Below are 16,161 nucleotides of genomic sequence, written 5' to 3' on the forward strand. Positions count from 1 at the left end.
CGCATTAAAACTGTGATTGTGAATATATTTTCTTCTCTACGCGTGCGTTAACTTTACCTATCGCACAACTTATCCCAAGCTTGCCAGCTCCTAACCGAGTTCCCTCGCGTGCTTGGCGATTGATCTGCACAACCAGTTGCCAATTCATTTTGGTGGAGGTGTGCCAATTTAATAATTGTGATAAACGTTTGGCTTTTACACCACCGGGCTCATATAGCTGCGCCTCAGCCTCGTCCATTGGACCAAGCTCAATGCAAATACGATTGCCCGTCACCAATACACGTTTGCCCAATATGCCATTGCCGCCCAACGAAAAGCCGCTTTGTTTTGACCCTAACTTACCCGCTTCGGTAATTCCTTCCCACTCAACGATATTATCTTTAATCGTTAAGCTTTCGTCTTGTAGCGCTTGCTTTAATACTTGCTCAAGCCCAGCTGCGCTGGTTTGTTTGGCACTAATTAGGTTTAATTTGCTCTTATCTGACTGGTTATTTTCAAATACTGCAGCAACTATTTGATCAAATTGCTGCGCACCTATGCCCGCAAGGTTTATCTGAGATTTCTTCCAACTTTGAAATAACTGGCAATACAGCACATGATTAAAGAGATCTAAAAATGCACGTGTTCTTGCACCTATCTCCTCGTCTCCTACGGCTTGCTCTAACAAGTAGTGCGGCATCGCAGCATCAACGCCATACAAACCGAGGAATGAAGTTTCGAGCCTCAGCTTGCCTCGTTGCCTTACTTGTAATTCGCAGCGTCTAACATCCGATGCTGGAAACCCAAGTTCTTTATACGGTGCAATTTCAACGCGATGACTATGGCCACTTTGTAACTCGTTATTGCTAGCCCAGTGCTGTTCAATAAGCGTTAGCGCCTTGTACAAGCTAAAACGCCAAGGTGTGGCCATCAATTTAGCTATCGGCTCTGGCAATTTTGCCCAAATGGGTTGGTTTTGCTGCTCCATCATTTACACCTGATAACTGTCGCCTGCCGTCACATCCCATTCCCACTCGTGGTAACTTGGCAGCAGCGTCACCCGGGTTTTTAAACATTCGTTAATTGGCGCATATAATTTAAAGAACTGATGCAACACATCACAAAAATGATACGCATCAGCCGTACAAACAAAGCTCTTTTCGTTTAGAGTTAAATGGATCTCTATCCCTTTCACGAATACGCCCTTTTGTAGCAATGAGATAGGTTTAGATTCAGCGCCTTGGATACTCTCGATACGGTTTCGATTTTCAGAGCGCTCCGACCAATCAAACAGTGCCAATAGCTTTTTCAGCTGGGTCGGCTCCGCAAGCTGAGAAAAACGCATGTTCAACAAGCTAATGAGCTGCCAATGTAAAGCCAAATCAGGAGAATTAAGCAACTTGCTCGGTCTTACGACATTTTTAACGCTAAGTACCGACGGCACATCAGCGCTTTGTGCATTGATATCACCTTCTTGCAGTGTTTGCCTTGGCCACGCCGCGTTATGTGCCAAAAGGTCCGTCGATAAAGTGGTAATATCACCTACTTCTTGCATTGAAAGCTGAATGTAAGTCTGTGGCGATACCCCGCCAATGTCGCGGCTTATCAGTGAATATAAATGGGCGTTATCTTCATATACCGTGCTATACCGAGAAACAAAGTCGATGGCTTCCCCGGTGCTACTGCTTGCGCCTTGTACCGACTTCACGCTATAACAAAAACTCTCTCCAAGCTTATTTTGCACTGGATGTAGTTGGTATTCGGTTTGGTTTTCACTGACTCGGATAGGCTCGGCATCTACCGGGTAGATATTTACCGCAGGTACACAATTAAGCAGGATATTATCCGCATTTACTTTGTTACCGGGTGGTAATTTAATATCACTGGCTATTTTGATGCTGATGGTATTAGTATCTGGATCAATATTTAGTGTATTCAGTCCCGTTAGTTCAACAAAATAGAACTTTTCACGAGAGTTAAAGTAATCAAGCAGCAACGCATAAGCGGGATGACTCTGTTCGCTGTTCGGCAGCATTCCGGTGCTGTCTTTATGAAAAGCGGCATCTATTTTTGATTTGCTCAAGGTATATTGCGTCGTACTACCAAGCTTTCCTGTCTCAACCCCTATCGCTGCGTTTGGATTCTTCATCATTTGATAAAGGCTGGCACAAAGCGGCGTGTCACCACGTAAATACACCCGCAATTTAGAGAGATCGTAATCATCTAAACTGCCTTGGCCTAACCGCTTGAGGTGCAAGTTTAACGTCGCACCAGTGTGGATCTCATGATAGTCCACAGAGTAGATCTCAAACGGCAGCACTTTCGTTTCTGCGGTGGTAGTAAAGTGACAAGCCACAGGCGCGTTGTCACTTTTATGGGAAGATATTTTCGCGCCTTTTGGCACACTCACCAGTCCTTGCATGGTGAGTTTTGGCGCAAACTCTAGCACCGTCGTAGACGGATAGTAGTTTAATAATATTGGGCAAATCTGTCTGAGTACCTGCTCAGACACTTCAGGTAGCGTCTCGTCCAATCGCTTTTGCGTAAATGCTGTTAAGTAAGCGACTCCTTCGAGCAAGCGCTCAACATGAGGATCTCTATCCTTTAATGCGTCAATATTTAAAAAGCCGGCGTGTTCGGGATACTGCTGAGCAAATTGTTTACCTGCTTGTGTTAACAGCCTCATTTGCGCATCAAAATATTGCTGCATATCCATTAGTCTGCTCCTCCTGCATTTACGTTTGCTTTACCACCTGATGCAAACTTAGTATTCAATCTGATTATCTCGCCGGTTTTTAATTGCGCTCTTATCTCAAATCGAATCACACAGTTTTCCTCTTTTATGTCGATGGGTCGAACGATGAGGTTGGTAATTCTTGGTTCGTACTTTTCTATGGTTCTCTTTACTTCATTGGCAAGTGTTTGCTGTGAATAAGGTAGCCCTTCATATAAATCTTCCACATCCGGTAAACCATAATCGCTTAAGTGCTCAAGCACTCCCCTACGCGCATTCAACAGTTGCGTTAGGTGTTTACATACGCTGTCGCTTAGATGCGATAAATTGTTATCGCTATAGGCTTGGCGTGATGGCTGAGCTAGCAAATCAAATAAGGCCATAGAAAAATACGCTCTCTATTCATTGCGCGAACTAGTGTAAGCTTGAAAAGGAGGCCAATAGGCCTCCAACACTCGAAATTAACGACCTTCAGTCCATGAGTCAGAGAACTCAATGTTACCGTCTAGGTACGTCCAAGTGATGCGCTTGTAACGCATGTGCACTGTTTCAAGGTGAGGATAACGCTCTTTATCCAAATCTTTAACGTTGTGCATTGTTGGCGTGATTGAAGTGATTTTCACGTCTTCAAGCGTATGGCGGAAGTACTCACGCTCAGTACCAGTGTCATCAATACGGTACCATTTAAGCTCAAGTTGCTTTAATGTTTGACCGTTTGAACACGCTTTGTACATGTACGGAGTAGCAGCATCCACAGCTTTTGTGATAACAAAAGGCTCGTGCTTACGAGTACCTGTTAGCTCGCCCGTGTCGTTATCAGTTGGGATACGCAATTCGTGATCGAAATGCAAAATCTCAATTGAACCTTCACGCTCAGCTACAGTTACTGAACCTTTAACGTCGTTACCTTGGTCGTCCTTTAACCACATATACGCTGGAATTGCCATTTTTAATTTCTCCTTTTAAGATAAGATGTTTCCTAATTATTAAAGGCATTGATCAAACGCGTGTTTTTCACGTTTGATCCCCAAACAAAGCGCCACGCTTTATGCCAATTTGGGAACATGTCCCAAGTTGGTGGCAGCCAACTTGGGGCAATCTTTCACTACATGTTATAAGTCACCACGTAATTCCATCACTAACGTCGCCGCATCAAATGGCGTTTTTAGTATATCCAGCTGCAAAAAGTGCTGCTGAACTGCTTCGGGTAACTGTTTAAATTCGAATTCAGCTCTAAGCTCTTCATTCCATCTAAGCGTCACAAAACTGTCTACCGTGATCACTTCATCCTTTGGCGCCGTCTGATTGTAGTGCTCAACTGCTTTTAAAAAATTTACATCATGGTCTTGCATACAATCATTAAGCGCCACGTAATGCAGGTAATTTACTGCCTCTACGACTAATTCTATCTCTAGTTTGTCTGTCTCTAGCTCGCTTGGGCGAACGCGTGGAGTATGCTCAAAACACGTTTCCATCGCCTTGGTGTAAGAGATAGTTACTTCTTGTAATTTCTTTTTTGCAAAGAAGAGCTCTGGTGTCATCTCCTGGCTATATGACAAGTTAGTCACCAAGGCTGTACTTAGTACCATCAACCAGCTACATACTTTTCGTTTAAACATGACAATCCATTGCCTCATAATTTCTTTCTCTCAGATATTTCAGTCTTCTATCGCACAACACTTGTTTTGGAGTACAACGAGTAAGCATTTATTATTTTAAGTTTATGCATGGCTTAACTGGTTCTCCTATAAAGCTTCCGTACTTAATTACAGGAAAGGAAAATAAAATTAAAATCCAGATTATATTTCCAAAAAACAACATTTCAGAAGAGGTATAACCGCCCAAGTAAAACTCGTTTAACAACGAGTATATATTTGCAAACCACCATAGCCAAACTACCAACCCCCAAGTTCTTCGACTTAACACACGAACTTGTAATATGAGCAATAAATTTGCTACCAAAACCAAGCTATCTAAGACAAAGACAACAATGTCTACAAACGCAACGCTAATCTCAGACGAGGTAAAAAGCTGATTATCGTATATTAAAAACACAGTTAGAGAACACTGCACTAAAAATATAACTTTCCAAATAATATGGTCTGCTTTTATGTTCATAAATATACCATTTAATACCAGCAACCATATTAAAATTGGTCTTTTTATTAGCAACTATTTTCCATTATTGCGCTAATCAACCTAACCCGGTTTAACAACTTCTTCTTTTTGCACTTTTAGAGGCAAACTCAACTAATATCTCATAAGCGCTTGCCGATACTTCTGAACCTCTACAATTAAAGTTCAATGTCATGCTTAATAATGGGCAGCATTCACTGCCCTAAATACGCTTCATTGGTTCTTCAGGAGGCCTTCACTTTTCGCCAGGCATTTGACCAACGAGTGCGAGACGTACGTCGATACCTTCCACTTGGAAATGAGGAACCACATATGTATTCACACGGTAATAACCTGGGTTACCTGGGATCTCCGAAACCGTCACGTTGGCATCCTTTAACGGGTGCGTAGCAATTAGAGACTCGTCTGGATTATTCATCTTAGTAACTAATGCACCTAACCAATCATTAAGTTGCTGTTCTAGCTCGTGACGAGGTTTGCTGGAGCCGATATTTTCACGCTGGATCACCTTCATATAGTGCGCAATACGCGATACCAAATAGATGTAAGGTAATCTTGCATTGATCCGCGAGTTAGAGGTGGCTTCCGGTGTCTCAAAAATTTGTGGCTTTTGCGCACTGTTTGCAGAGAAAAAACACGCAAAGTCACTGTTTTTGTAATAGCTCAGAGGGATAAACCCTTGGTTTGCAAACTCAAGCTCTTTAGTTTCAGAGATCAGCACTTCCGTTGGGATCTTAGTTTCTTGACCACGACCAGCCTCAAAAGAATGCAGAGGTAGATTTTCAACGCGACCGCCAGACTGTGGACCACGAATATTTACCGCCCAACCATTTTGGTGGAAGCTACGGACGATATTTGCCGCGAACGCAAATGTCGCGTTACCCCATAGATAACGTTCGTGATGCTCACTGCTAACGTCTTCTTGATAGTTAAAATGGCGAATTGGGTTTAAGTCACCATATGGTAAACGCAGTAAGAAGCGTGGGAACGCTAAGCCAATATAACGTGCATCTTCTGATTCACGGAAGTTCTTCCAACGTAAAAACTCAGCACGCTCCATGTAAGAGCCCAAATCCTGAATTTTTGACACTTCTTCAAGCGAATCTTTTAAGAAGAACTTGGCACCAACACTACCCAAGAAAGGACAATGGGCTGCTGCAGAAACCCTTGAAATTTCTTGCAATAACGATATATCAGGCGCTGAACAATCAAATTCAAAGTTTGACACCATAGTCGAAATTGGCTCGCCCCCTGGCGTGTCATATTCAGCTGTATACACTTGCTTATAAAGCGCAGATTGCGTGGTATCTGGTGCTTCTTCAAAGTCATCACGTAGTGTTTCTTTATCAACATCAAGTAGCTCAAGCTTTACGTTTGAGTTATTTGGACAACGAGTTACCAAATAACGTAATGAACGCCACGCTGACTCTACTTTTTGAAACTGTGGATGATGTAAAATTTCATCCAGCTGTTCAGAAATAATTTTGTCGACTTTAGCGATGTAGTCATCAAGTAATAGCTTGTCGATACGCGACACTTCTTTGCTGTCATTAGTAGCCATGTCTAAAAAGACATTGATAGCAGCCGTTAAGCGCTCATTGGTGTCTGTTTCCGCAAGATTATTAGCATCACGGAAGTTATCAATGCTGATTTCGCTTGAAACCGGCTCAATAGACACAAGATTACAGATTGTTTCGTAAGCTGAAGCAGTCAAAGTCTCTTCTTTACGCGCTTCAACGTTTAACGTTTCTTGCATATTCATCGGTCGTGTCCTTACTCTTGCGGTTGTTTTTCTTGCTCAGATAAAAGCGGCGCCAGCTCATTAAGGCGTGCTTTTAACTCATCTAGCTCTGGTTTATTTTGTAAAATACGCTCCAGTTCTTTTCTCAGTGTTGAGTTATCAAGCAAGTTAGATTTTAGATCACGTAACAAGTTACGCATCGACATCATCTTGTTAAGCTCTGGTACTTGCGCTGCAACCTGCTCTGGGTCGAATGACTTAAAATCATCAAACGTCAGGTTGATACCAATATCACCGTCACCCGCAATCTTGTTCGATACTTGGAACTTTGCTTTTGGTGACATGTCTTTAAGCACTTGCTCTAAATTATTTTTGTTAATAGCAATGCGCTCACGCTCAGCGAGGTCACTGTCGTTTTGGCCGTTGGAATAGTCACCCACAACCAAAACTTTCATCGGTAGTTCGCTCTTTTGCGTTGCACCTTCGGTTTCCAGCTCAAGCGCTATATTAATCCGCGCTCTTGGGATCTCTTTTTGAAACGTATCAGACATAGTCTTTCCTTATTTAATCAGTCGTTGCGCCTGCCGTTACAAGCCCAGCGGTTAACAATCAAACCCAGTCAATCGCTGAGCTTACTTTGGTTACGAGCATCTGCTGCTTTATCGCGGTTGCTCGTAGGTCAAATTCATCTCCTTGCTCCGTAGATACTGCTTCATTGCATTGCTTAGCGTAACGCCAAGCCTCCAGAGCAAACGATTCGTGCCATAAATCCAGTCGATACTGTTCTATGTCTTTTAACAGCTGCTCAAACATCGGATAGGCAAGATCAGCGCGCTCACTACGCATCAATAAACGCGCTTGATATAATTTTTGCTTCGCAAAATCGAACTTGTCTTGGGCAAACCCTTCCATTAGCTGCAGTGCTTGCGCAAGCTTGTTTTGGTCAACAAGCGCCTGCGCTTCTTTAAATTTATCTAACCAAACCTTCTGATTATCGTCTGTGTTCGCACCGTCACCTTGGCTTAGTAATTTATGTTCGCCAATTCGTTCCCGATTTGCTGCTGAGCAAAACTCACTTCCGTCTTCATATTTAAGGCTGAGCAGCGTTGGGTATTGATCAGCGATTGCCGCTAACTCTAATTCTATCCACTGTGCTTCTTTAAATAACTTGAGCCCTTCAAGTGCAGCGATGGTTAGCCTTTGTAAATTCAGGTTAAAATGCATCGCCCCTTCCATGAATAAGGCTTCTGCCTTTTCTAACGCTTGGGCAAAGTTTTGTGCAGTTAAGGCGTTTTCAATAGGCACAAATGCCGCTTGCCTTGGGGCTGGTAAGCGCGTTTTCAACTCATTATCGTGTGGTGGTAATGCAAGCGCCCCCCACCTCACTGCACGTGCCAAGCGAATCGCTCGCATCCAATTTTGGCTTTCTTTGTCATACGCCAATAGTTTGCGAACTTGCTCTGTATAAGCCGAGTCTGAGTGCGGTGCTTCCACAGCAATAGCAAGTGTAGAAACTGGCTTTGAAGCAACAGCTGTAGGCTGTGAAGTCGCCGCTACAGAATGCTGTACTTGAGGCTGTTCAGCGGTTGCCACTTCAGGCTTTTCAACAGGCTCTTGTACCGTCGCAACAGTTTGTACAGGAACTGGTTGCGACACCAAACCTTGCTCACACCAGTGTTTTAAATCGGCAAGCGGCCCTGAGTCTGCATCAAGTATCGCCACCGAGTCTGTTGCATACTGTTCGAGTACACGCTTTAATTCTGGCCACTGCTCCGGCATTGTCGCGCTGTGCGCTGTAGCAACACCAAGTAAGCGCTGTTGTTGTTGTAAGAACCAAGTATGAACCGATGCTCTCGCACGTTCTTTCACAGGGTGGATCTGCGCCTGATACTGTTGCAAAAGCTGATTAAACAAATCTAACGAGTGGATCAAACCCTCTAGCCCAAACTCATTGGTAGCGGCCAACGCTAGATACGACGCAATGCGAATATCTTTGGTTTGTTTTTCTAACAGTTCTGATGCCAAAATAAAGTTGGCTTTGAAGTCTGGCTCGGCAACACCAGATGAAGAACCTTTTAGTAATTTAAATGACTCTTCGTATTTTAAATCGTCACCGCATGGCATACCGCCTAAAGGCGCCAATAAGTTTTCATGCCACTGCTGCCAGCTCTGATACTTATGTGGTTGACTCATAACTTACTCCAACTCCTTAACGCATCGAAAACACTCATATTTGATGCTTTTGCCAATTCATACATATGCGGTGTCACCGGATGTTGAGGCAAAGTCCCTGTTAGATTAATGGTCGTTGACAAGCTATTGTGCTCAAGCCAAACAGACGCAAAATACGAGGCTGGCATAGGTCTGCAATAGACCACCAGCGAAGCTTTCTGGCTCAATTGACCATAGTTGTAAAAACACCAAGGCTGCCAGTGATGATCGGCCACCATATTGGTAATTAGATGTAGCCAAAATGCACCTAACAGCTGAGTATCTTCACCCACTTGTGGCATCGGTAACTTCAACCCGAACTGACAACGCAAACAGCCTTGTGTTTTGATCATTTTGAGCGCAGACATCACTTGGCTTATTAATTGTGCTCGCTGGTCAAGATCTTCTAGTTCAAGTGCATCCCATACACGCTGTATCGGTGAAGCTCGTAATGAAGACATCGCCTTATCGAAATCAATCGGTTGCGAAACCAGCTCACTTACCTGCTTAAGCTCCTGCGCGCTATGACGCATTTGCTCGACACTACTGCAGTTTCTGATCAGCTCATGGCTTAAGCTTAATGATTTAAACGCACTACCACATTCACTAAATAAAAATGCAGGGTTTTGTTTGTAGTCCGCATTACTCGATAACACGAACGAACAAAATGGATATTGTCTTCCACTTTTATCTTCGCTTGGCTGTAATGTGCCTAATAAACAGTTTTCGTCTTGACCTGAGGCGATAAAGAATAGCGTTGACTGCTCTTTTTGAGAAGATACATCTTTTATCAACGCCTGTCGGCTCATGTCTGCATACCCTTCTTGAAGCCAGCGCTCAAGCGTAATCGCTTCTCTTGAATCAACGTTAAACTTAATGAAGTCTGCTTGGATTGGGTTCTTACCCATAAATCCAAATGGCTGAGTCGTTGGTACCTTGGCGACTTTCTTATTATTAAAAAAACCGAACATGCCTGTGTTACCTCAACGCCAAGTTTTCATTAGAGGCAACACTCACCTTGGTATCAAACAAAGACTCCGGCAGCGCAAATGACGTCATAAAATATTTACTGAATATGCCACTGTTTCTGCTCGACTTAAGTGCAACTTGAACTTGGATTGGCTCAACGCTTGCTTCCGCTTCTCGTTGTAATTGCCACGTTGCCAAAAACTCTGTACCACGGACCCACTGCACATTCGCTTCATTCAATACTTTTAGGAATGCCCAAGGTCCTGACTTTTCGATTTCGATTCTTCGGCCTTCACTATCTAAACCATATATCACTGCTTTTTCAGTTCCCGATCTTGCAGGCCAGTTAAAACGACGCCACTCTTCAGGTTCATTCCTATAACGGTAATTTTGGTCACTAAAACCGATATAAGTTTCTTTTAATCCTTTTTGCGCCACTGGCATCATTTGGAAGCTAATACCCACCTCAGAACCGTCTCGAGGAAATAGCGAACGCGTTACCTTTCTCGTCTTAGTTAACTTGTCTAGTACCCCGGGCTTAAAGCCAATGCCAATACCATTCCATGTTTTCTCTACCCACTCACCACGCTTTAAACGAAGGTAAGGAGATAGGTTCTCAGCCATAAATTGCCAAAAAACACCTGACTCTTGGTTCAGCACTTCGCTAATATCTTCAACCGCTGCATCTGGCCCGTCGATATTAAACGGATATTTACCACGGATATTTTCTTTGTATGTTAAGAATACTTGATTAGACCAGCGCTCATTAAGCTGCACTTTTGCTTCGTTCATTACTGTCTGCACACTAGCTAAAAGTGGTGCTTTTAGTAGTTTTTCAAGTGCTTGCTTAGTATCTGGGTCAAGCGCTCTGACTTGGCTTTCTACGACCACCCAAGCACTTTGCAGCGCATGGTTTTTGCTATCACCGTTTAACAGCGTTTGAGTAAAAGACATGGCCATATAGTCGTCATTGTTACTCGCAGCAATCGTTTTGATGTCTGAATGAAATGCACTCAAAGCACCGAGATATTGCTCTAAGTAATCAGAGCGTGCGTTCTCTTCTCCTTTTGCGGTATAGCGACGAAGATCGGCAAAACGGCTCGACAGTTCAGGGACACGCTTTCTCGCAGCGGTTTCTATCTTTGCACCTTTAACCTTTCTATTTTTAGACTTTGCTAGTAACGCATTTGCTTGCTCAGTTAATTTTTCTGTTTCCACCATTTTGTTTGGCGAATCAATTAGGTTCACGTTGTTGTCGATTGAAGCCATTAAATCAACCAATGGACCTTCAGGTGATGACAACTGAGCGAGCGTTAAACTTGCTGCATTGCTAGTATTAAATGGACTTATCTCTACTGAATTTAAGAACTCAAACCACACATTGGCATAGTCTCTGAAGTACAGCGCACGGATAGATTTAACCAAAGCGTTTGCTTTTGCTTCATCAACAGAACCTTGGCTTTCTGCGTTGTCTGTGCCCATCACCCAGTCGCCAGAGAATGCTTTGCTCGCAATGACCTTAATGGCGTCGTATACTTCATTTTCCCAAGCTTCTTTGGTGTAAACGTATGGAATACTGATCTTGGACTGCAAAAAGGTCTTGTTGTTTTGCTGCATCATTTGATCAAGCGTTAGTGCGGCTTTCGATACCGTTACTTTTGCTTTGATCTGCTCATATAACGCAGTCGGTTCTGGCGCACTCATTAAGTCTGAACGAGCCTGACTCACTAAGAAATCATTACTTTGCCAAATCGCAAGCTGCTGCGGTGCAGGCTCAACCGCTAATTGGGCTAAATAAAAATCAATCAGTCCTGACAGTTGTTCTGTTAATACTTGCGTGTCTTCGTTTAGCGTTAGCTCTAAGCGGTCCGCCGTGTAGTCTAATAGCTCAGACTTAGCATAGTCTTTGTTTAAACGCTCAAACTCATTACTCATCATGAGTTGCAGCTTAAGTGCTTGATAGTACTTATCACGTAGCTTTGGCTCGATACGTTTAGCAACCTGCTCTTCTGTACTTAGCAGTGCAATCCAGTTTTGATGGCTTTCAAACAGCGCTTGTTGCACAAGCTCCGAACTTGGTTCACCAATGAGCGATTGTACACGCTGACGTAATACCTGTTCTATTGGCTTTATGGTGTTGTCAGCACTGTAAACACCAAGTAAGAAATACCAAGGCAGCTTTTTCTCATAGCCTATTAGCTCTTGATAGTGTGCAAAAAGAGACAAGGTAGAGTTAAATTGCTCGGCCAACGGCTGGTTTTCAACTCGTGTATTAACAACAGCAGTCGTTAGTTTATCACTGGTTGTTAAAAGCTGCTGATTGTGGGTATAAGAGTTAACAAACAAGCCCGCTAGAGCAAATACCGACGTCACACATAAGCATACAGCAAAGCCTTTTAGCCATTTTTGTACGCGGCGCTTTTTCCGGTTACCCCGAGTGAGGTCTTGCAATTTAAACAACACATCTTTGAATACTTGGTTGATAAAAAATGCGGAGGTAATGCTTTCTTGGCGATACTCAAACAATACTGATCTAAACGTAGATAGTTTACTCGTTGCGCTACGCTCGATAGGCGTACCTTCTTGTGTACCAGAGGTAAAATACACACCAGCAAACCACGGTACTTCTTGGTATGGATTTTCTTTAAATAATGTGTCAATAAACTCTTCGACTTTAGCTGACGCCGCTTTAAACTGATTAGGAAAATCATAAATCAATTGTTTCCGTTGAGCGTTACGCTCACGCGTCATTTTAACTAGGCGCTGATCACACAGTCGCTCATACAGGCCAGTAAGGTGCTTTGAAAAGTTTTCGCTCGCCACTTCACCGGTATTGGTGCCATCTTCTTCAAGTAAATACGCGCCCCAGGGTTGCTTACGCTCATCTTCACTTAGTTCATTAAAGAAAGGCTCAAAGCCGCTGATCAAATCACACTTGGTAAATACCACATATACTGGAAAGATAAGTCCAAGTTGATTGATTAACTCATCAATACGAGCGCGGATCTGTTTAACGTGGTCACGGATCTGTTCGCTGTCTGAAGTCAAGATATCAGCAACGCTAATAGCAACCATCACTCCATTGATTGGTTGTTTAGAACGGTATTTACGTAACAGCTTTAAGAATGACAACCATTGATCGTTATCTGATTCTTCAGTGGTATAACGACCTGCGGTATCAATCAAAACGGCTTGATCTGAAAACCACCAGTCACAATTACGCGTACCACCAAAACCTTGGATATGCAGTTGATTAGATTTTGAATAAGGGAAATGCAGTCCTGAATTTGCAAATAATGTGCTCTTACCCGCAGCCGACGGACCAATGATCATATACCAAGGCAAGGCATACAGCGCAGCGTTACCACGATACCCAGCCCCCAAATGAGAAGCTTTTAATGCAGACAGCGCTTCTTCCATTTTGGCTTTGATTTCTTCAACTTCGGCTTCTGTTCCCGCATGATTGTTGGCAATTTCTTTCGCTAACTTGTCACCAGAGCGCTTCACCCATAACCATCGAACTAATAAAGTAAGACAAAACAGACCAAATACAGCACCCATCACCATTAAACGATGATTTTGATCTTCAAGACCAATAAACCGGCCTGCAAACCAAATTAGCGTCAAAATTGCGAATATGCCGACCCAATGAGCCGTCGCACGAGATGACAAAAATCCTAAGACTAGGTGCACTAGTCCACTACGATTCACTCCTGACATGATGTTACCTCGCTTTCCCTGTTTTCTCTAACTGCGTTAGTACTTCAATATGCTTATCAATTTGCACGACTTGCTGGTTCGCGCGATTCTCAATGAAATACGTTGAACCAACATACATACTGGCAAGTAAGGCGAGCGTTACTGACAAAATAACCCAGTACGGTAGATTTCTTCCCACCTTAGTAACCATACTTTCTTGTGGTTTTGCATTATCAGAAAGCTGTAATTTTGCAGGTCCAGCAAGCTCTTCTAATTGCGCTCTAACATCCAACATCAACGCTTTGAGTTGCTCGACCCCTTTTATCTTATAGATCCCTTCGAAACCCAGTTGTAAACAAACAAAATAGACTTCTAGTAATGTACGTTGCTGCGCCGCTGCACGGCGGATATTTTCAAGCTTTTCAAAAAAAGCTTCTCCCCCACGCATATTGCCAAATAATTCTAATTGTAAAGGTCGCGCCATCCATTCCATACTATACGGCTTCTGTGCCGTCATGATTTGCTCATCAACCAAAGCAGTTAGTGCAAATTTGGCTTCTTGCATGTCTGACGCACTGATCCGTGCGTCATAACAGCTCTTTTCATATTCATCAAAAGCATCCATGACTTTACTGCGTAGACCGTCAACTCCTTGATGATCAGACCCGCCCTGGCGAATTGAAGTAAGCACTTCAAGCACCGGTGAAATGCAGGCGACTAGTTCAGATTTATTTTTCGACGCTTCCATGACCTTTACCTACTAACTATTTACTCGCCACTGAAACCACTTCAAGTTTCACGCCTTGAAGGCTAAATGGCACAAAGATTCTTAACGCTAGTTCCTGTACAACTTGTTCCCAAGCAGCGCCATGTGGCTCCACTTTAAAATACTCATACCCACCTTTAACTGACACTCTATTCGGTGGGCGCTGGCAATGCGTTAGCTTCACACCGCCAAGTGCTGAAGCAATTAAGATTTCCAACTGACTTGGCGCAGCCAGCTTAACCTGTTCTGCGAACAACTCGATCCATTGCGTAGATTCGTTTTCATAGAAAGCCGCAATGTACAACTCGCCTCGAGTCAATGTACTGCTTTCTATGTCTTTAACCTCAAAAATAGACTGGGAGATTGCGCTGAGTACTAAATCAGACGAGCGTGCTGCGCTTATCGAACCAATAAGAGTGTGAATATGAGATTCGATTAAACCAAAGCTGCGCGTTAAGTCTTGATGGTCATAAACAGGTAACTCAAACTTAGTCGCTTCGGGTTCGAAATTTATCAGTTGGCAAACCAGCTTATTTAGCGCCATAAACAGTGCATCAGGACTAGTTTTAGCTGTAGTACTTAACTGCTTAATCTCAGGAAAAACAGAGCTAAATGTTTGTAATAGCAAAAAGTGTTTGAGTTCTGTTGGACCAAAATCTTCCACAATCCCCATACCTGCGCGGTTTGTAAACATCGCGGTGTACTTAGCTTCAACCATGTTGACTAGTTTATTTACACGCTCGGCTAAATAGCCATGGGCTTTGATGTTTAACAGTGGTGGAATATAGCTTGAATCAATTTCAAACTGCCCATGCTCACCACGTGTCACTTTTATACAAGGCAATTGCTCGATAAAACTGTTACTTGCGCTGAACTCAACCAGCATAAGTTTAGGCTTAGCAACCATCACTTCAGCTTTTCGGTTTGGATCATGTGCATCTTGAAGCTCAACAAAATCACAGTCATAAGCACTAAGTTGCCCTGTTTGGGGGTAACCTTGGATATTGCTTACCGAATGATTGTTCGCAAGCGCTACACTGATAATGTATTCGCTTTTGTTATCTTCAAGCTCAAACATAGGTGCTTCGTTATCAGCAAAAACATGATGTATATGACGACCACTTTTGAAGATTGCCGTAATACTTTGCAGTTTGACTACACCTTTGGCCAATGCTGATTCGTCAAATACAATGCGATCTAAACCATATGTATTGTCTCTAAGGCATTGCTGTACACCAGCTAGTTGCGATTGCAGATATTGATCGAACAGTTGTAAATGCTGCTGACTTAGCATTAAACCTTCAGCCCAAACTGGTTTGTATACGTTGTTGTGCTGCATTACTTATCCTCCTCAACTTCAGGTAGGCGAAGCGAGTTACTTGTAATTTCAATATCTAGAGAAGTAGATAAGGGCACCGGCCAATCATTTAAGTCATAAAATGCGCGCCAGTTACCGCCTGTTCTGTCTCTAAATAGAGCAACAAAAGCCACGTACTTTGCAGATTCAGCTTGTTCAAACTCAATTTTTATACGATCTGAGGGGTTTACGGTGCGTTCTTCCACCGTAACTAAGGTGTTAGCCAGAATTGATTTATCGGACTTCCAAAGCTGTTCAAATGTAGAATTTTTAAACGCTTGAATATCAGTAAGTTGATATACTTTTAATACCACAGGTAGTGGCTCGTTAAACTGGTTTAAATTTATGTTATCAGTAGCAGTTACATCTAACTTAACGTAAGTAGACATACAACCAGTCAAAAACAAAACCATTATAAATAAAGCATTCCTAGCCATATCCGCCTCAATTATAAGACATCCAAATTAGATTATTGGAAACAATTAATCTTTTTAATTTCCCGTACAATAGTGAAAATACATTTGATTTAACTATTTAACAAGAAATTACAGAGCACAAGTATGCAGTTT

General features: G+C 42.8%; 14 protein-coding genes. All 14 read right to left on the bottom strand.

Annotated features, from left to right (window positions below; translation table 11 throughout):
- Positions 1-4: 4 nt before the first annotated feature.
- On the bottom strand, positions 5-970 hold the full coding sequence (gene tssG, locus L1271_RS14235; protein WP_233525153.1) for a type VI secretion system baseplate subunit TssG: 966 nt from the start codon (positions 968-970) through the stop codon (positions 5-7).
- A complete protein-coding gene (gene tssF, locus L1271_RS14240; RefSeq protein ID WP_010604822.1) occupies positions 971-2,695 on the bottom strand; it encodes a type VI secretion system baseplate subunit TssF in 1,725 nt (574 codons plus the stop codon). It lies immediately after the preceding gene.
- Positions 2,695-3,096: a type VI secretion system baseplate subunit TssE gene (gene tssE / locus L1271_RS14245; protein WP_010604823.1), complete on the bottom strand. Its 402-nt coding sequence runs from the start codon at positions 3,094-3,096 to the stop codon at positions 2,695-2,697. The genes tssF and tssE overlap by 1 nt, the downstream gene beginning before the upstream one ends.
- Before the next feature lie 78 nt (positions 3,097-3,174).
- A complete protein-coding gene (locus L1271_RS14250) occupies positions 3,175-3,660 on the bottom strand; it encodes an Hcp family type VI secretion system effector (protein ID WP_010377064.1) in 486 nt (161 codons plus the stop codon).
- Positions 3,661-3,825: 165 nt separating this feature from the next.
- Positions 3,826-4,332, bottom strand: coding sequence for a hypothetical protein (locus L1271_RS14255; RefSeq protein ID WP_235368111.1), 507 nt, complete (start codon positions 4,330-4,332; stop codon positions 3,826-3,828).
- A gap of 91 nt (positions 4,333-4,423) precedes the next feature.
- Positions 4,424-4,831 carry a hypothetical protein gene (locus L1271_RS14260; protein ID WP_235368112.1) on the bottom strand — a complete coding sequence of 136 codons (408 nt, stop codon included), beginning with the start codon at positions 4,829-4,831 and terminating at the stop codon, positions 4,424-4,426.
- A gap of 253 nt (positions 4,832-5,084) precedes the next feature.
- Positions 5,085-6,611, bottom strand: coding sequence for a type VI secretion system contractile sheath large subunit (gene tssC / locus L1271_RS14265; protein WP_010604826.1), 1,527 nt, complete (start codon positions 6,609-6,611; stop codon positions 5,085-5,087).
- 11 nt (positions 6,612-6,622) lie between these two features.
- Positions 6,623-7,141 (bottom strand): type VI secretion system contractile sheath small subunit, encoded by a 519-nt coding sequence (tssB, locus tag L1271_RS14270; protein WP_010604827.1) that lies wholly within the window; start codon positions 7,139-7,141, stop codon positions 6,623-6,625.
- Between the two features lie 58 nt (positions 7,142-7,199).
- A complete protein-coding gene (locus L1271_RS14275; RefSeq protein ID WP_235368113.1) occupies positions 7,200-8,783 on the bottom strand; it encodes a TssA family type VI secretion system protein in 1,584 nt (527 codons plus the stop codon).
- Positions 8,780-9,772, bottom strand: a complete 993-nt coding sequence (gene tagF, locus L1271_RS14280) for a type VI secretion system-associated protein TagF (RefSeq protein WP_235368114.1) — start codon at positions 9,770-9,772, stop codon at positions 8,780-8,782. The genes L1271_RS14275 and tagF overlap by 4 nt, the downstream gene beginning before the upstream one ends.
- Before the next feature lie 7 nt (positions 9,773-9,779).
- Complete coding sequence (tssM, locus tag L1271_RS14285; protein WP_235368115.1) at positions 9,780-13,490, bottom strand: type VI secretion system membrane subunit TssM; 3,711 nt, start codon at positions 13,488-13,490, stop codon at positions 9,780-9,782.
- A 4-nt stretch (positions 13,491-13,494) separates the two neighbouring features.
- Positions 13,495-14,217: a type IVB secretion system protein IcmH/DotU gene (gene icmH, locus L1271_RS14290; RefSeq protein ID WP_010604831.1), complete on the bottom strand. Its 723-nt coding sequence runs from the start codon at positions 14,215-14,217 to the stop codon at positions 13,495-13,497.
- Positions 14,218-14,233: 16 nt separating this feature from the next.
- Positions 14,234-15,574 (bottom strand): type VI secretion system baseplate subunit TssK, encoded by a 1,341-nt coding sequence (gene tssK / locus L1271_RS14295; protein ID WP_235368116.1) that lies wholly within the window; start codon positions 15,572-15,574, stop codon positions 14,234-14,236.
- Positions 15,574-16,029, bottom strand: a complete 456-nt coding sequence (gene tssJ / locus L1271_RS14300; RefSeq protein ID WP_096040868.1) for a type VI secretion system lipoprotein TssJ — start codon at positions 16,027-16,029, stop codon at positions 15,574-15,576. Before tssJ ends, tssK begins: the two co-directional genes overlap by 1 nt.
- Positions 16,030-16,161 lie beyond the last annotated feature (132 nt).

This window comes from Pseudoalteromonas sp. OF5H-5 (assembly GCF_021530695.1).
Classification (GTDB): Bacteria; Pseudomonadota; Gammaproteobacteria; order Enterobacterales; family Alteromonadaceae; genus Pseudoalteromonas.